Source organism: Mycobacterium sp. 48b, assembly GCF_048282725.1.
Taxonomy (GTDB): Bacteria; Actinomycetota; Actinomycetes; order Mycobacteriales; family Mycobacteriaceae; genus Mycobacterium.
In genome coordinates, this window is sequence record NZ_JBLVUL010000001.1 from 6707006 (window position 1) to 6723197 (window position 16192).

The 16192-nt window shown below is 66.6% G+C and carries 17 protein-coding genes and 1 riboswitch; of the genes, 5 read left to right on the forward strand and 12 right to left on the reverse strand.

Annotated features, from left to right (window positions below; all coding sequences use genetic code 11):
• Window positions 1-16 precede the first annotated feature (16 nt).
• Window positions 17-1678: a WD40 repeat domain-containing protein gene (locus ACNQR1_RS32890; RefSeq protein WP_418049703.1), complete on the reverse strand. Its 1662-nt coding sequence runs from the start codon at window positions 1676-1678 to the stop codon at window positions 17-19.
• A gap of 95 nt (window positions 1679-1773) precedes the next feature.
• On the opposite strand from ACNQR1_RS32890, the gene ACNQR1_RS32895 reads away from it, so the two are divergent.
• On the forward strand, window positions 1774-3117 hold the full coding sequence (locus tag ACNQR1_RS32895) for an IS256 family transposase (protein WP_074328301.1): 1344 nt from the start codon (window positions 1774-1776) through the stop codon (window positions 3115-3117).
• 24 nt (window positions 3118-3141) lie between these two features.
• Here ACNQR1_RS32895 and ACNQR1_RS32900 read toward each other — a convergent pair whose 3' ends face one another.
• Complete coding sequence (locus ACNQR1_RS32900) at window positions 3142-3873, reverse strand: DUF6933 domain-containing protein (RefSeq protein ID WP_019348133.1); 732 nt, start codon at window positions 3871-3873, stop codon at window positions 3142-3144.
• A gap of 18 nt (window positions 3874-3891) precedes the next feature.
• On the opposite strand from ACNQR1_RS32900, the gene ACNQR1_RS32905 reads away from it, so the two are divergent.
• On the forward strand, window positions 3892-4293 hold the full coding sequence (locus ACNQR1_RS32905; protein ID WP_019348132.1) for a hypothetical protein: 402 nt from the start codon (window positions 3892-3894) through the stop codon (window positions 4291-4293).
• A 111-nt stretch (window positions 4294-4404) separates the two neighbouring features.
• On the opposite strand, the gene ACNQR1_RS32910 is transcribed toward ACNQR1_RS32905, so the two are convergent.
• Window positions 4405-7083 carry a TIR domain-containing protein gene (locus ACNQR1_RS32910; protein WP_418049704.1) on the reverse strand — a complete coding sequence of 893 codons (2679 nt, stop codon included), beginning with the start codon at window positions 7081-7083 and terminating at the stop codon, window positions 4405-4407.
• A 389-nt stretch (window positions 7084-7472) separates the two neighbouring features.
• On the opposite strand from ACNQR1_RS32910, the gene ACNQR1_RS32915 reads away from it, so the two are divergent.
• Window positions 7473-8174 (forward strand): slipin family protein, encoded by a 702-nt coding sequence (locus ACNQR1_RS32915; protein WP_418049705.1) that lies wholly within the window; start codon window positions 7473-7475, stop codon window positions 8172-8174.
• Between the two features lie 7 nt (window positions 8175-8181).
• Here ACNQR1_RS32915 and ACNQR1_RS32920 read toward each other — a convergent pair whose 3' ends face one another.
• The 8 genes from ACNQR1_RS32920 to thiO form a co-directional block, all read right to left on the reverse strand.
• Window positions 8182-8940, reverse strand: coding sequence for an ABC transporter permease (locus tag ACNQR1_RS32920; RefSeq protein WP_418049706.1), 759 nt, complete (start codon window positions 8938-8940; stop codon window positions 8182-8184).
• A complete protein-coding gene (locus ACNQR1_RS32925; protein WP_418049707.1) occupies window positions 8937-9881 on the reverse strand; it encodes an ABC transporter ATP-binding protein in 945 nt (314 codons plus the stop codon). The genes ACNQR1_RS32920 and ACNQR1_RS32925 overlap by 4 nt, the downstream gene beginning before the upstream one ends.
• Before the next feature lie 47 nt (window positions 9882-9928).
• Window positions 9929-10219: a WXG100 family type VII secretion target gene (locus ACNQR1_RS32930; RefSeq protein WP_418049708.1), complete on the reverse strand. Its 291-nt coding sequence runs from the start codon at window positions 10217-10219 to the stop codon at window positions 9929-9931.
• A 16-nt stretch (window positions 10220-10235) separates the two neighbouring features.
• Window positions 10236-10535, reverse strand: a complete 300-nt coding sequence (locus tag ACNQR1_RS32935; protein WP_418049709.1) for a WXG100 family type VII secretion target — start codon at window positions 10533-10535, stop codon at window positions 10236-10238.
• 44 nt (window positions 10536-10579) lie between these two features.
• Complete coding sequence (locus tag ACNQR1_RS32940; RefSeq protein ID WP_418049710.1) at window positions 10580-11347, reverse strand: SGNH/GDSL hydrolase family protein; 768 nt, start codon at window positions 11345-11347, stop codon at window positions 10580-10582.
• A gap of 80 nt (window positions 11348-11427) precedes the next feature.
• Window positions 11428-12186, reverse strand: coding sequence for a thiazole synthase (locus ACNQR1_RS32945; RefSeq protein ID WP_418049711.1), 759 nt, complete (start codon window positions 12184-12186; stop codon window positions 11428-11430).
• Window positions 12179-12379, reverse strand: a complete 201-nt coding sequence (gene thiS, locus ACNQR1_RS32950) for a sulfur carrier protein ThiS (protein ID WP_418049712.1) — start codon at window positions 12377-12379, stop codon at window positions 12179-12181. Before thiS ends, ACNQR1_RS32945 begins: the two co-directional genes overlap by 8 nt.
• Window positions 12376-13395 carry a glycine oxidase ThiO gene (gene thiO, locus ACNQR1_RS32955; RefSeq protein WP_418049713.1) on the reverse strand — a complete coding sequence of 340 codons (1020 nt, stop codon included), beginning with the start codon at window positions 13393-13395 and terminating at the stop codon, window positions 12376-12378. The genes thiS and thiO overlap by 4 nt, the downstream gene beginning before the upstream one ends.
• Window positions 13385-13499: riboswitch (TPP riboswitch) on the reverse strand. (Overlaps the previous gene by 11 nt.)
• 39 nt (window positions 13500-13538) lie before the next feature.
• Between thiO and thiE the strand changes: the two genes are divergently transcribed.
• On the forward strand, window positions 13539-14210 hold the full coding sequence (gene thiE / locus ACNQR1_RS32960; protein ID WP_418049714.1) for a thiamine phosphate synthase: 672 nt from the start codon (window positions 13539-13541) through the stop codon (window positions 14208-14210).
• On the opposite strand, the gene ACNQR1_RS32965 is transcribed toward thiE, so the two are convergent.
• On the reverse strand, window positions 14194-14700 hold the full coding sequence (locus tag ACNQR1_RS32965) for an NUDIX hydrolase (RefSeq protein ID WP_418049715.1): 507 nt from the start codon (window positions 14698-14700) through the stop codon (window positions 14194-14196). The genes thiE and ACNQR1_RS32965 overlap by 17 nt on opposite strands.
• Before the next feature lie 135 nt (window positions 14701-14835).
• On the opposite strand from ACNQR1_RS32965, the gene glnX reads away from it, so the two are divergent.
• Window positions 14836-16155, forward strand: coding sequence for a protein kinase G-activating protein GlnX (gene glnX, locus ACNQR1_RS32970; protein WP_418049716.1), 1320 nt, complete (start codon window positions 14836-14838; stop codon window positions 16153-16155).
• Window positions 16156-16192: the final 37 nt, after the last annotated feature.

Below are 16192 nucleotides of genomic sequence, written 5' to 3' on the forward strand. Positions count from 1 at the left end.
ACTGGTCTGCGCCGGACTAGGTACAGGGTTTCTGGTAATCGATCTCGGATGACACCCACTCATCCCATTCGGCCTCGGTCATATCAAGCGAGACCTTGCCGCATAGCTGATCTACCCACCCTGACGGTGCAGGCCAGATCATCCAGAGGTTCAGATCGCCCCAAGACTGGATGCTCTTGCCGTCAGCCATGAACGCGATGCGCAGGATCCGCGTGGTGTGACCGTTCAATGGCCCTCCGACGGGACGACCGGTGTGCGTGTCCCACAGCTGGATGTTCGCTGAGTAGGCATCGGCAGTGGCCGCAAAGTGCCCGTCGGGGCTGATCGCAACCGCGGTGATCAGGGTCCGTTCCGGTGCCACCCAGGGTTCGCCGTCGGGCTGCCCGGACGCGACGTCATACCATTGCAGCCCCAACGCGGTGCCGACCAAAACGCGCTTTCCGTCGGGACTGATGGCTGCGCCGAGGATCGGGAGCCGGTCCTTCGCAAAAGCAAACTCGCTGCTCCGCCCGCCTCGTCCAGTCACAGGCGGGCCGGCCGACTCAGCAGTGTCAGCGTCCCAAACCACGACGGAAGACGGGGTCATCGCCTCGGTCGATGTGAATAGGTTGCTGGTCTCTTCCAATGCAGTGGAATCGCCCGACACAAGGTGAGTCTGAGCGGTCGCCATGACGCGGCGGCCGTCAGCGCTGAACGCGGCAAACGTCACCGACCCCGCGCTTCCCTTCAGCTCGCGTCCCCGTGCCGGATTCTGCGACAGGTCCCAAGCCCACGCCGATCCGTCCACGGCGCCAGCGGCGACGCGCTTGCCATCCGGGCTGAACGTCACCACCACGATGCGGTTGGCCGGTCCGCTCAAAAGCGAACCGATGGGGGCGCCGGTATCCGCTGACCAAATTCGGACCGAGTTGTCCCCGTCGCCGCTCGTAGCGATTGCCTGGCCGTCGGCGCGCCACGCCATTGCAGTGACCTGCCGACTGTGGCCGGTTTGGATCGTACGGGCTTTCTGACCGGTGTCCGTTCGCCACAGCGCGATGTCAGAGTCGTTCGCCTCGTCTCGTGTCGCCATCATTTGACCATCGGGGCTCACCGCAGTCGGTCCGAAAAGCGCGAAGATGTCCAGACTCCGGCCTACGGATTGATCGGGATCGGCACTCCACTCATGCAGCGTGCTACCACCGTTGCTGACAAGCCGGGAACCTTCGGAGCCGTACGCAACCACGTTGGGATTCCCGGATTGCCCGGTGATGGGCTGCCCGATCTGGGCGCCGGTGTCCGCGTCGTACACCCGGATCGACCTGTCATCTGCACCCACTGCCAACCGTTTTCCGTCACGGCTCACCGCCAGCGCGAGCGCTCCGTGGCCGGATTCCGTGACATCGACAACGGGACGCCCGGTGTCCAGTTCCGTGACTCTCAGCTGCATTCCGCGGCTGCTGGCGTCCGTGAGTTTGTTTACGAAGCTCACAGAGGCGATACGTCGGCCGTCGGGGCTGAACTCGACCGCGACAGTCTGACCTTGATGCCCCGGTACTACCTGCTTCGCGGGTCGAAGTGTCGGGACTTCCCGCAGCCGTACGGTGCCGTCGAACGCACCGGAGGCGAGCATTCTCCCATCTGGACTGAACGCGACCGAGGACACCGGCATCCCGCCATGCGCATCGACAGGGTCGTTCACCGGCTCAGGTCGTGTCCGGGACGCGGTGTAAATACGGAGCACGGGCGTAGGTTCCGCTTCACGACCTGCAAGTCTGCGAAGAAGGAGTCACGCCCGTGCCTGTTCGAGTATCAGCCGTCGATCGCATCCGCACCAGAATCGATGCCCTATTTGCCGAGGATCGGGAGCTTTCGGAGATCCTTGAAGAGGTTGCCCGGCTGGGCGCTCAACTGTTGATGCAGGCGGCCCTGGAGGCTGAGGTCACCGAGTTCCTCGGTCGCGAACGCTACCAACGCGCTGCTGCCTGTCCCGACGCTAACGGCGGCTCGCGCAACGGGTATCGACAGGTGACGGTGAAAACCACCACTGGGCCGGTTACGTTGGAGCGGCCGAAGCTGCGTGGCACCACCGCAGCGTTTGCGTCGCGGTTGTTCGGCAAGCACGTGACGAGAACCAACGCCTTGGAGACGCTGGTGATTGCCTCGTTCGTACGCGGGTTATCGGTGCGCGACGTGCAGGCCACCCTCGCCGAAACACTTGGCGACCAGGCCGCGATCTCCAAATCCACGGTCTCGGAAGTGTGCAAGGCGATCCGAGCCGAATACCAGGCGTGGGCGCGTCGTCGACTTGACGAGATCACGCTGGATTACCTGTTCTTGGATGCCAGCTTCTTTCGGATGCATCCGGGGTCGCCGGCCGAGCCGGTGCTGGCCGCCTGGGGCATCACCACCGAGGGCAAGCCGGTGTTCGTCGGGTTGGCGCCCGGGACCGGCGAGTCGACCGACGCATGGGCCGACTTCCTGACTGATCTGGGCGATCGCGGCCTGGGTTGTCCACTGTTGGTTGTCTCTGACGGCGCCAAGGGCCTGATCGCAGCCATCGAACAAATTTTCCCAAAAGCGTTGCGGCAGAGATGTCTTATTCATCGACTCCGCAACGTGCTCGCGAAGATTCCCGCCGGGATGCAAGCCGAGGTCCGCGACGGCTACTGGGCCATCTTCGATACCGCCGATCTGACGGTTGAACCGGGGCCTGGGCTCGTTGAGATCATCGACAAGCGGATCGAGGCGTTCGCCGCCAAATACTTCGACCTCTATCCGGCGGCGATGCGCATTCTGCTCACCGACAAAGCTGGGTTGACTGCCTATCTGCGGTTCCCGGTCGAACACCATGGGCGCGTTCGACATTCGAATTTTATTGAGCGCTCCTTTGGGGAGACCAAGCGTCGGACCAAGGTCATCGGCCGATTCCCCGGCGAGACCAGCGCCGTTAGCCTGGTATGGGCGGTGCTCGACCGGGCCTCGGCCGGTTGGCGCGGGCTGTCCATGACACCGGTCGGTACCCGATTGCTGCACGACCTACGTCGATCGCTGCTGGACCCACCCCGTGAACTGCGGCTGACACCGTCCACCACGAGTAACGGCACCAACCCCGCAGATCCCATCTCGGCCACCGCGTAACAACTCCGTGTCGCTTTGGCAGGCTCAGTTTCGGTGACGGCTGGCGGTGACCAGGTCGATCGGTGGGATGTAGCCGGTGATGCTGTTGATGGTGCGATGCAGGCCGTGGTGCAGCGCGTCGATGTCGCAGCGGGCCAGGCCGCCAGCGGTGGCGATGACGTGTTCGGTGGTGAACGCCAGGTCGTTGATCGTGCCCAGGATGCGGCGGTCGGCGGTCTTGGCCACGGCCACCTGCTGGGGATCAAGATCGCCGAGCGTATCGGCGGGCAGACCCTCGACGTGCAACGCGGCCTGGATCGCCGAGACGACCGGCGGGCCGATCGGGCGCAACCCGGCGGCGGTGACGTTCGGCATGAACACCGAGAACAAGGTCCCGGCGTGGGTCACCAGCAGGCATTTGCGTCGGTCGATCCAGACCAGGTGGGCATACCAGTCGGTCGCGCAGGCTTGGCCGATGGCCGGCTCAGGCGCCCTCAGCAGCGCCAACACCTTGGCGGTACATCGCAGCATCACGACCCATGATCGTAGGCAGCGTCCCCGAGGATCGGTACCCAAGAACACCGCGACGTGGCGCCGGTACAGTGTGGCGACGTGTTGGTCGCCGATCTGCATCACTTCCTCGACATGCCGCACGACGCTTCCGGTCCCGCGCGCCGCCTGGCACAACACCTGGGCGACATTGTCCGGGCGGGCACCGCCGGCCAGGTCGGTGATCGGTGGGTATCGGCATTGCCGTGTCGGCGCCGCCCCGCCCACAGGCGCTGCCCCGGGCGGATGACCATCGCTATCGCCTCGGCCGAGACGGCGGCGCCGATCCGATGGTCGTGCAGCGTCTGCGACGACGAGGGGGTGATCAGCAACTGGGCAGACTCCCCATACGACCTGCGCCGCCGCCGCTCCAGCGTTGCCGGCGACCTCAAGGAGGTCATCGTCAGCGACACGACCGCCGCCGTGTTACGCGACCTGATGCTGCTTGACCCCGACTGTGAGCGACTGGTGTACGGCATGCGCGCCCACCCAAACGGCGCTGCCTTACTGACCAATGCCGACGACCTCGAAGAGCTTATCGGGTTCGTAGCCGCCGAAGCCAACCACGAACCCAACCGCCGCCGCCAAGACCGCCTCGACGCCGCGTTCAACGCACTGACCGACGCCGCCCAAACCCTCTCCAGCTGAGCATCTCTCGGCCCTACGCATCAGCCCTGGGCGCGCCAAAGCATCCGCAGCAAGCTACCGAACCCGCTCGCCGTTATCCCCAACACCACCAGCTCAAGCTGCAAGAGCCTGTCACTTGAGTTCCCCAGCCCGTATGCTCACCCACGAAGCTGCGAACCGACCGGTGCTTTTACACCCACTTTCGGACGCGACCACCGGCTCACCACTGGGAAGCCGCCTCAGCTGGATAGCCCCGCCGCGGGTTGCGGTGGCGATCAAGGTGTCGTCGGGGCTCACGACGATGTTCCACATTTCGTCCTGAACCGGCAGGCTGTGGACTGCTTTGCCCGTTCGCGCATCCCAGATTCGCAGGGTGCGGTCAGCGCCGCTCGTAACGATCCAATGCGCGCCGACCGCAACCGTGTCCACACTGCCCGTGTGCCCAACCATTGGGTCTCCGATTGCCTCACCGGTTTGAAGATTCCATCGATGGAGCATGTTGTCTGCTCCGGCAGACACAATCTGGTGTCCATCGGGACTAAGCGCAAAAGAGTTCACATTCGACGGTGTCGCAATGACTTTCAGCAGGCGTCGGGTGTCACCCAAGGTCTCCAACAGAGCGTTGGAATCGCCACCGGGCACGAGCCGCTCGGCAGCAAGCATCTGCAGTATCGCGCGCCGCTCGCCTCCCTGGCGGGTGCCTCCGAGCATCGCCCGCGACTCCAGTGTGAGTTTTGCGGCAACTGCCCGCCGCGCCTGTTCATTGGCCGCCTGCTCGGCCGCTTGAGCTTGCCGCTGAGAGATCAGGGCATAGACCGCAACCAGCACGATCACGGCAAGCAATGCCGCTAATACCTGCGAGCGCCGCCGCAGCGATTTCGCGTGTGCTTCCGCTTCCCGCTTCTCCGATTCGAGTTTGTGGTTGACGCGCCGGCGTGATGCGAGCAGAAACTCACCTGCCGGATTCAAGCGGGCTCCGAAACCAACTCTCGTACTCAAGTTTTCAGCCGCGACCAGTCTCGCACCATCCAGCAACCAGTCATCGTGACGTGAGCTTCGCTCCCAAGCGACGACGGCCCGCTCGATGGCGTCCGCATCGCGCAGTTCAGCGGCTTCGGCATGCAACCACTGCGCCAGCTCGTCCCACTGGCGCAGCAGGCTCTCCAGCGCGACCTCGACGACAACCTGCCCTTCGCGCTCCCCCTTGACCAGAAGTCGCCGGGCGACAAAGGCATCCAGCAACGTATGACTGTTCTCCGGGAGATCTGACCACCGCGCGATGCGGCGCATCGGTTGGTCGGTGTCCGAGTTCACCGTCACCAACCAGGGGATAAACGCGTCGTGCAGACGGCTCAACTGCTCAGTGCGTTCGGCCGGATTAGCCGATAGAAGGTTATCGATCTCGTTCTGCACCACCCGTGGCATACCGCCCATCGCCTCGTACAGGTCCACGGTGACGGCGCCAGCACTTCCGGCGTAGTCCTCATACAGACGCGACAACGTCAGTGCCAGCAACGGCAGGGTGTCGGCACCGCCCGTGGCGTCTTCGATGAGTCGGTCGACAAGCTCGGGAGCGAAGGTAAATGTGGATTCCGAGTCAGCGGCCCGTCGAGCGGGACCCTCGATGACCTCAGCGAATTGCGCAGCCGGCAAGGCCTTCAAACGATCGAACAGGTGGCTCTGCACGTCCGCCAGCTGCGGAGCTGTCTGCAGCGGCTCGTAGCGATCGGAGCGAATTGTGGCAACGACCATGATGTCCGGCCCAGCGGAGGAGCCGTCCAACATCGCTCTCAGGATCTCCAGAAACGCCGGCCCCTCCTCTCCCGCGTCGACTCCGAATAGTTCCTCTGTCTGGTCGATCGGCAGCACCAACGTCGGGAACCGTTCGGAAGCTTCGGCATTCAGTAGCCGATCACGCACTACTGCAACGGTTTCGAGGAGCAACTGCATCACCGATTCCGGATTCCGAATCGCGGTCTTTATCGCGCCGAGGCTCGGTGCCGCTAGCCCGACCTCGTCTCGGATTCCGTAGATTGCGCGTGCCAGCCCGGTCTCACCGGTGAGGGCGTGACGTTCCGGCCGTACTACCGGCATCGCGAGGAATCGGCGGTCGTCGCGCGCCAGACGGGGCAGCAGACCGGCTCGCAGAAACGATGACTTGCCGACACCGGATGAGCCCAGGATGACGAACATTCGTTCTCGACTGGCCTCGCGCATGGCCCGCAACTCGTCCAGGGCACAAATAATCTGCGCGTCTCGCCCGAAATAGACTGCCGCGTCGACCGATTCTAGTGGTTCCCAGCCGCGGTACGGGGAGCGGTCGGGGTCCCCCGGCGGCGGCCATTGGAAGCTGTCAGCGCCTATGCCAACCGCGCGCAACCCCCTCAGCAGTCGGACAAGTCCGTCTGTGGTCAACTGCACCGCCGGCTCGCCATCAGAGGTAATCGTCGTAATCGGGCCTACCCCGAAGAGATCGCAACTCTGCCAGGCCCGGGTCACGTCATTTCCGTCGACGTTTTCCAGCCGAGCACAGAAGATGGGTTTGCGCATACCCTCGGCCTGACGGAATTCAGCATGGCACTCCTTGGAGTCCACCCAGCTGTTCGAAACCAGGCAGATAACCGCTTCACAGCGCGCATTCGCCTGCCACAGGGCGTCGGTCCAACGACGGCCGGTCTGAATACCGTTGTCTCGGTCAAGATCAAGGAAAATCTCGCCGGCCAAGCCCGGCTCCGCCGCTTCAAGCCACTGTTTCAACGCGACAGCATATCGATTGTCGTGACTGGAGTGGCTCACGAAGATGCGGGACATTTGCGCACCTCGATCCCGGTAGGTGACTCATGTTCGTTACATCTGAAGCTAACCTCGCCGAGAATCGCGACCTAGAGTAGTCGGCTACTCGAATAATCGATTGCGCACGGATTTGCTGTGGTGGCATGGTGTTTCCCGGCGCCGAGAGGGAAGCAGGCCGAGCGGGGTACCGCGACGTTTCTGCGTGTTGCCTGCGGCGTCATGGCACAGGTAAAGGGCCTGAGGTTCGAATCCTCTCTTGCAACCCCGATACCGTCGCCGGGATCGCGCAGTCGGTGGCCTTGCGGCCCACATCCGCCGGTACGGGGACGTGACGCCCCGTCACCGATTGTGCCCGGCGGCGGTATCCCTTTGCTGCACAGACACATACACCGGAAGGAGGACACGACATGAGTATCTTCACGTTCAACCGAATCACTGTTTGCGCAGGCCAGTGCGCGCTGGAGTACACGGACGGCACCCTGGGTCGTGTCCTGCCCCCGGGACGCCACCGCATTGATGTGGCGGCCTCGGTGGTGCGTGTCGAGATGCGTGAGCAGGTGCTGACGCTGGCTCCGCAGGAGGTGCTGACCTCGGATGCGGTGACGCTGCGTATCAGCGTCGTGCTGCAGTTCAAGGTCAGCGATGCGGTGGCCTACGTGGAGGCGGCGGCCGACCCGATGGCCGCGGTGTACCTGGCGGCGCAGATCGCGCTGCGCGATCTCGTCGCCGCGGTGACCGCCGACGAGGTGATGCAGCGCGGCAATCGCATTGACGCCGACGCGATCGCCGCGGCGGCACGGGCGGCCGGTGCCCGAACCGGTGTCGGGGTGATCGGGGCCTTCATCAAGGACGTGATCATCCCGACCGAGATCCGGGCCGCGGCACTACAGCTGGCGACGGCCAAGGCCACCGGTGCGGCGAAGCTGGAAGCCGCCCGTGCCGAGACCGCGGCCCTGCGTGCGCTGGCCAACGCAGGCAAGCTGCTGGACGCCCACCCGGCGCTGGCCCAGCTGCAGCTGATCCAGCACGTGCCGTACGGGTCGAAGGTGGTACTGGCCCTGGGCACCAGCGATGCGGTTCCGACGGATGTGGCGTCTGACCCGGAGTAATTCCGGGTCAGGCGTCACGCCTGTTCAGCACCACGGCGGCAGCCACGAACGCCACCGCCACCCACACCAGGAAATAGAACAGCGAGCCCAGCTCACCCCACGGCATGTTGTACGTCGGGAACAGCCAGTCCACGTGAAGGAACGTGAACATGTTGGCGAACGGCAACCACGGGCCCGTCCGCGGGCCCGAGTTGGGCATGTTGCCCAGCAGCGGCTCGGCCACCAGCGGCCACAGCAGCAGGACCGCCACCGCACCGGCCGCAAATCGCACCAGCGCCCCGACGGACACCCCGAGCACCGCGGCCAATGCGGCGTACAACGCGAACCCGCCGGCCACCCGCCAGGTCGCCGGATTGGCCAGCGACAGCTGTGTTCCGACCACCGGATCGGCCACCATCCGGGCCACCAGCACCGAGGCCAGCACCATGAACACCGCACACACCGACGAGAAGGCCGCGCACACCACCGCTTTCGCGGTGAGCACCTGCGTGCGGTTCGGTGTGGCCAGCAGCGTGGTGCGGATCAGCCCGCTGCGGTATTCGCCGGTCATCGTCATCGAGGACAGCACCATCAACACCGGAACCCCGAACACCGCGACGCCGAGTGCGGCCTTGGCCGGGGACAGCCCGGTGTAGTGGTGCGCGCTCATTCCCTGCATGGCCGCGACCCCGAGGCTGAACACCGCCACCCCGACCGTCGACCACACCGACGAGCGCGTGGTGGCCAGCTTGATGCGCTCGGCGTCGAGCGCGGCCAGCGCGCTCATCGTGCTTCTCGGTTCTTCGCGCGAGCGCTCATCACAACATCAGCCCGGTAGTCGACGGCATCATCGGTGAGTTTCAGATACGCCTCCTCCAGCGAGGCCTGCCGCTGGCTCAACTCGTGCAACGTGATCGCATTGCGCGCGGCCAGATCACCGATCACCTCGATGGCCGCGCCGTGCACCGCGAGCGCATCGCCGTCGGCGGCGGTCTCCACCTCGAGTCCGGCGTCGGTGAGAACCTCGCGCAGTGTCTCGAGTTGTGGTGTGCGGACCCGCACGGTGTCGGCAGACGTGCCGCTGACGAACTCGCTGACCGTGGTCGAGGCGATCAACTTGCCCTGCCCGATCACCACCAGACGATCGGCGGTATTGGCCATCTCGGCCAGCAGATGGCTGGACACGAACACCGTGCGGCCCTCGGCGGCCAGGCTGCGCATCAGGGTGCGCACCCAGTGGATGCCCTCCGGATCCAGACCGTTGACCGGCTCGTCGAACAGCAGCACCGGCGGGTCGCCCAGCAGCGCGGCGGCGATTCCCAGCCGCTGGCTCATACCCAGCGACAGCGTCCCGGCAGTGCGGTCCACCACCGACGTCAGCCCCACGATCTCGAGCACCTCGTCCACCCGGGCCGGCGCGATCCGGTTGGCTGCCGCGATCCAGCGCAGGTGATTGCGAGCCGACCGGTTGGGATGGGCCTGACGCGCGTCGAGCAGGGCGCCTACCGTCCGCAGCGGATCCCGCAGCTCCCGGTACTTCTTGCCGTCGATGGTCGCGGACCCGGCGTTGGGATGGTCCAGCCCGAGGACCAACCGCATGGTGGTGGTCTTGCCCGCGCCGTTGGGTCCGAGGAATCCCGTCACCACGCCCGGTTCGACGGTGAACGTCAGATCGTCGACGGCTCGGTGGGATCCATAGAGTTTTGTCAGCCCGGTCAGTTCGATCATCACCGCCATCATTGCAGGCGGTGTCGTTCTTACTGCTCAGGTTCAGTTCAACTGAACATTCCGGTCACGTCGGTCTCGGTGGCCGACATCGTGTCGATGCCCTGATGGACCGCCGTGCACAGCTTGTCCAGGGCCGCCGCCTCTTCGTCGGCTTCCTTGTTCCACTCGGTGTACTGCTGATTGAACTGTTCCGACGCTGCGCCGGTCCACATCCCGCGGATGTCCGATACCAGCGCGGTCTCTTCCTCCAGGATCTGTTTGACCTTGGCGGCCTCGGCATCCAGCTCGGCTGCCAGTTGCCGCGTCCGTTCGAACTGAACGGCGATATCGGTGCTCATTCGGCGACCTTCCGATTCAGATGTTCATCGACTGGGCCAGGGAGCCCGCGGCACTGCCGTCGGTCCCTTCGTACGCCGCGATCGCCTCTTCGAGCAGGTGCGACATCTCGGCCTCTTCCCGACGGACGTCCGACGCCTGCGTCAGGTAGTTCGAGAGAGCGGACTGGACAGCTGAGCCCGCAGCTCCCTTCCAGGTCGCGGCGAACTCCCCCGCGATCTCCGTCACCCGGCGCTCGTGCTGCGCGCGTTCCTGTGCGAATTTTGCGAGTTGGGCAGACTTCTTCCGAAGCTCGTCGCCATTCACCCCAAGGGTCATAGAAAGAATTCTCGCACGCCGCCATCAGGTCCGATTGCACGAATTCAGGTGCCGGGGACGGCGTGCACCACCAGGTCGGCGACCGCCCGCATGCCTGCGGCGTTCGGGTGCAGTGGCGCGGGCCGTCCCGGCCAGGGCAGGCCCGGCCGCGTGGTCCACGGCTCGGCTGACCACGCATGGTGCGCCAGACTGGCTTGGGCGGCACGGACCCATCCGCAACCGGTTTCGGCCGCGGCAGTTCCGGTGAGTCGTTCCAACGTGGCTGCGACATGCCGCCCGAGCGCCGCGTCAGCCGCAGAAAGCGGCGAAGCCGCGGCGCCTTCGGGCGGCAGCATCGTCAGGTAGTCCACGAACAGCACCCGGGCGCGGGGAGCGCGTTGGCGGATCTCACGCCCGACCGTCACCAGCGAATCGGCCACTTCGGTCAGCGCCGCTTCCCGCGCATCGGGATCCAGCAGGCCGCGAAGGAACGACCCCACCAGTGGCACCGACCGGGTGAATCGTGGCAGCGCGGCCGCCATCAACTGGGGCACATAGCCGGCGTCGTTGCCGCCGATCGTGACCGTGACCAGCGCCTCGGAGCCGTCGAGCGCGTCGATCTGCGGCGGCGCCCCGTTCTGGCGCTCCCGCAGGATGTGCGCGGTGGTGGCCCCCGAGTACGTCACGTCGACCAGGTCGAGCCCGAGCCGGTCGGCGACCAGATGCGGGTAGTTGCGGGCCGAGCGGCCCGCCTGCCACGGCGCACCTTCGGCCGACGGTTTGATGCCCGGCCCGGCGGCCATCGAACTGCCCAGCGCGACATAGCGCTTCACAGTGATCCCTCCTGTTGACTCTGCGTCCACGGCGCAAAAGTGCGAGTAGACAACGCCATCACCGCAGAGTCAACGCCGAGTCACAGCGCCGGGCTGGACGCCTGAGCCCAGAACCGCTTCGGGATACGTCCCGCCTGACGCGCCAGATATCCGGCGGTGACGGCTGCCGACATCGCGGCGGCCATGGTCGGCGGATCGGACGCCCGGGTGACGGCGGTGGCCAGCAGCACTGCGTCGCAGCCCAATTCCATCGCCATCGCGGCGTCAGAGGCGGTGCCGATACCGGCGTCCAGCACCACCGGCACCCCGGCCCGCTCGACGATCATCTCGATGTTGTGCGGGTTGGAGATGCCCAGACCGGTGCCGATCGGCGAACCCAGCGGCATGACGGCGGCACAGCCGGCGTCCTCCAACCTGCGGGCCAGCACCGGGTCGTCGTTGGTGTAGGGCAGCACGATGAACCCGTCGTCGACCAACTGCTCTGCGGCCTTGACCAATTCGATCGCGTCGGGCAGCAGCGTGCGCTCGTCGGCGATGACTTCGAGTTTGACCATGTCGGTGCCCAGCGCCTCGCGCGCCAGCTGCGCGGTCAGCACGGCCTCGGCCGCACCGCGACAGCCCGCGGTGTTGGGCAGCGCCGCGATACCCAGCCGGTTGAGCAGGTCGAGCACCCCGGTGCCGGTCTCGGCGTCGACCCGCCGCATCGCCACCGTCGTCAACTCTGTCCCCGAGGCCACCAGCGCCTCTTCCAGCACGGCCAGATTGGGTGCGCCACCGGTACCCATGATCAACCGGGAGCCGAACTCCCGGCCGCCGATGACGAATGCCGAATCACCCACCCTGCACCGCCGTCACGACCTCCACCCGGGCGCCGTCGGCCAGCTTGCGGTCCCATTCCGACCGGGGCAGCACCGTCCAGTCCAGAGCGACGGCGATGCCCTTGTCCGGGAAACCCCGGTTCTCCAGCAGGCCCTCGATGGTGGTCTGCTCGTCCACCTCGAGGGTCTCGTTGTTGACCGTGATGGTGATCATTTCGCTCCCACGCTCACCTCGAGCTCAGCCGCGATCCGCTCTGCGGTCCACGGCGCCAACAGAAATCCGTTCCGGCCGTGTCCGACGGCCACCAGCGTGCGCTCGTCGACACGTTCGACGATCGGCAGCCCGTCCGGTGTCATCGGCCGCAACCCGGCCGCGGTCTCGGCCAACTCGTACTCGCCGAGCGCGGGCATCACCGCGCAGGCGTCCTCCAGCAGATCGCGCACGCCACTGACCACCGGCGCGGTGTCGCGACCGTGCTCGTACTGGGTGGCGCCGACCACCACGCCGTCGGCGCGCGGCACCAGGTACACCGGCCTGCCGTGCACGCGGGCCCGGATCACCCGCTCCGGCACCGGCATACAGCCCTTACGCCACCGCAACCGCAGTACCTCCCCCTTCACCGGGCGCACCGGCAGTCCGGGCACGAGTTTCGGGGCGTCGATCCCGTTGGCGACGACGACGGCGTCGGCCGAGTCCACCTGGGCCAGATCCTCGACGGGCCCGGCCCACCGCACGGCCAGTCGCTCGCAGTGCGCGGCGAGCCCGTCGACCACGGCGCGGTTGTCCACGGCGAGTTCGGTCGTGGCCCGGAACCCGTGCCGGATGCCTTGGGCCAGTAGGGGTTCCACATCCCGGGCGGCATTGGTCAGCTCGACCGGCTGACCCTGCGCGGAGAGCCATTCGGCAACGGTGTGCAGGTCGGCGACATCGGCCCGGTCGAGCGCGACCACCAGTGACTCGCGTGCCGTGACCACCTCGGGTGCCAGCCCGTCGAGGAATCCGGAGTGCCACAGCTTCAGCGATTCCAGGCCGATCTGCAGGATCTCTTCCTCGCCCGGCCAGCCTTCGCTGTGCGGGGCCAGCATGCCCCCGGCCACCCACGATGCGCCGCGCTCGGTGGTGCAGTGCAGCCGCACGGTCCAGCCGTCCAGCGCCGCCCGGCGTGCGACCGACAGCCCGATCACACCGCCGCCGATGACGGCAAGTGTCTTGGCGCTTCCTGCTGCCATACCCGCTCCCTTCGCCGGCATGACCCGGATCAGGTGTGACGGTCAGGGCCGGTCCGGATGCCCACTCTCAGCCCCTCGTCCCAGGGACTCCCGTATTGATTGCCAGTTCAGGGTACTCGGGCCCCACCGGCTACCGTCGCGGTGTGGAATCACCCGCCGACCGTCTGCAGCGCGCCACCCTGTACCTGTGCACCGATGCCCGACGGGAGCGCGGTGACCTGGCCGAATTCGCCGATGCCGCGCTGGCAGGCGGGGTGGATCTGATCCAGCTCCGGGACAAGGGGTCGCCCGGGGAGAAGCAGTTCGGTCCGCTCGAGGCGCGTCAAGAGCTCGAGGCGCTGAAGATCCTGGCCGACGCGGCCCGCCGCCACGGCGCGTTGCTGGCGGTCAACGACCGCGCCGACATCGCGCTGGCCGCCGGAGCCGACATCCTGCACCTCGGTCAGGACGACCTGCCGCTGGAGGTCGCCCGCGGCATCATCGGCGAGCGTCCCGTGATCGGCCGCTCCACCCACGACACAGAGCAGGCTGCTGCCGCGATCGATGAGCAGGTGGACTACTTCTGCGTCGGACCGTGCTGGCCGACACCGACCAAGCCGGGCCGGTCCGCACCGGGCCTGGACCTGGTGCGCTCGACGGCCGCGCTGAATCCGGCCAAGCCCTGGTTCGCGATCGGCGGGATCGATCAGCAGCGGCTGCCCGATGTGCTGGCCGCCGGTGCTCGGCGCATCGTGGTGGTCCGCGCGATCACCGCGGCCTCCGATCCCCGCGCCGCCGCCACGGAATTGAAAGCGGCGCTCAGCGCGGCGGGTTGAGCTCCAGCGGCAGGGACGCCGTCACCGCGCGCAGCTGCTCCCAGCTCGCAGCGAACCCGGGATGCAACGGCAACCCGGCCACCTCGTCCTCGACCACCCAGCGCAACTCCGAGCTCTCCCGGTTCGGGATGGTCTCCAGCGGCTCGGGCACGTCGGCGATCACCGTCGTGTAGGACCAGTGTGTGCCGCCGATCCCGGCCACCTCGGCCGTCACCACGGTGGTCCGCACGGTGAGCTGCTCGGCGGTCACCCCGGCTTCCTCATGGGCCTCCCGGACCGCGGCCTGCTCGGCGGTCTCGTGACTGTCTCGGGCGCCGCCAGGCAACGCCCACGTTCCGCCCTGATGGCTCCACGGGGCCCGGTGTTGCAGCAGCACTGCCGCCGCTCCGCCCGGCCACGGTGCCCGCAGCAACAGGCCGGCCGCACCGTGTCGCCCCCAATAGCGGGCGCCGTTGTCGGAGAACACCCAGCCGTCACCGTCGCCATGCACCCGTACAGAATAAGGAACGTCGCCAGTTTCGGTGGGCCGCAATTTCTCCGCGAGCCTAAGCACGGCGCTCTTAGAATTTTTTTATAGTGTTGGAACACCCCGTTTGCACCGAAACTAAATGAGGTCCGTGCGCAGGTGACTGTGGAGTTGGCACATCCCTCGACCGAACCGCTCGCGTCCCGGTCGCCGACCACTCCTGCCCACCCGCGCTGGTGGTTTCTGTGGACCACCCCCGGACGCATCCTGACGATCGGATTGGTGTTGTCGGCGCTCGTGATCGCCAGCGCCTTCGCAACGTCCACCACCATCAACGACCGCCAGCAGGCGTTGACCACGGTGCTCGACCACACCGAGCCGCTGGCGTTCGCGGCGGGCCAGCTCTACACCACGCTGTCGGTCGCCGACGCCGCCGCCGCCACGGCCTTCATCGCCGGAGCCGAACCCCGCGATGTCCGGCAGCGGTACGAGCAGGCCATCACCGACGCCTCGGTCGCCGTGACCCGTGCCGCCAGCGGGTTGACCGACGAGTCGCTGGTGCAGCTGCTCGGCCGGATCAACGCACGGTTGGCGGTCTACACCGGCCTGGTGGAGACCGCCCGGACCAACAACCGGGCCGGCAACCCGGTGGGCTCGTCCTACCTGTCCGAGGCCTCGGCGCTCATGCAGTCGCAGATCCTGCCCGACGCGCAACGCCTGTACGAGGAGACCTCGGCGCGGGTGGATGCCGAGACAACGGCCTCCACCCGGATCCCCGCCGCGGTGATGCTGGTGGTGCTGGCGACGTTGATGTTCGGCGCGTTCGCCAACCGCTGGCTGGCGCGGCGCACCCGGCGGCGGGTGAACATCGGTTTCGTGGCCGGCGGTATGGCCGTGCTGGTCATGCTGATCTGGGTGACCACCGCCCTGGTGATCTCGACGTCGGACAGCCGCAGCGCCAAGGACACCGCCGCCGAATCCCTCAAGACCGTGACCAACCTGGCCATCACCGCCCAACAGGCCCGGGCCGACGAGACGCTGGCGCTGATCCGGCGCGGCGACGAGAACCTGCGCAAGCAGTCCTACTACCAGCGCATCGAGGCCATGCAGCAACAACTCGCGCAGTATCTGGCCCGCGACACCGGCATCGACAAGAGCGATCTGACCGGTGCCGAGGATCTGCTCACCAAGTGGCGCACGGCCGATGACCGGATCAACGCCTACATCGCAGTGGGCAACTACCAGGCCGCGACGCAGGTGGCGCTGGGCACCGGCGAGGACGATTCCACATCGGCCTTCGACAAGCTCGACAGCGCCTTGTCCAAGGGCATCGAACAGAGCCGCAGCCAGTTGCGCAACGACATCGCCAATGCCCGCCGGGTGCTGTCCGGCGCGACAGTGGGTGCCGCGCTGCTCAGTGTCGCCGCGGCGCTGGCCGTGGCGCTGGGACTGTGGCCTCGACTCAGCGAGTACAGGTGAGCACCGTGAAGAAGGCAGTGCAGAAGCTATTGGCCGT

What these genes read in the sequence shown, in the direction of transcription:
- ACNQR1_RS32905 (WP_019348132.1), top strand. Translation starts at nt 3,892, where the DNA reads ATGACCATCGCTATCGCCTCGGCCGAGACGGCGGCGCCGATCCGATGG.
- ACNQR1_RS32910 (WP_418049704.1), bottom strand. Translation starts at nt 7,083, where the DNA reads ATGTCCCGCATCTTCGTGAGCCACTCCAGTCACGACAATCGATATGCT.
- ACNQR1_RS32915 (WP_418049705.1), top strand. Translation starts at nt 7,473, where the DNA reads ATGAGTATCTTCACGTTCAACCGAATCACTGTTTGCGCAGGCCAGTGC.
- ACNQR1_RS32920 (WP_418049706.1), bottom strand. Translation starts at nt 8,940, where the DNA reads ATGAGCGCGCTGGCCGCGCTCGACGCCGAGCGCATCAAGCTGGCCACC.
- ACNQR1_RS32925 (WP_418049707.1), bottom strand. Translation starts at nt 9,881, where the DNA reads ATGATCGAACTGACCGGGCTGACAAAACTCTATGGATCCCACCGAGCC.
- ACNQR1_RS32930 (WP_418049708.1), bottom strand. Translation starts at nt 10,219, where the DNA reads ATGAGCACCGATATCGCCGTTCAGTTCGAACGGACGCGGCAACTGGCA.
- ACNQR1_RS32935 (WP_418049709.1), bottom strand. Translation starts at nt 10,535, where the DNA reads ATGACCCTTGGGGTGAATGGCGACGAGCTTCGGAAGAAGTCTGCCCAA.
- thiS (WP_418049712.1), bottom strand. Translation starts at nt 12,379, where the DNA reads ATGATCACCATCACGGTCAACAACGAGACCCTCGAGGTGGACGAGCAG.
- thiO (WP_418049713.1), bottom strand. Translation starts at nt 13,395, where the DNA reads ATGGCAGCAGGAAGCGCCAAGACACTTGCCGTCATCGGCGGCGGTGTG.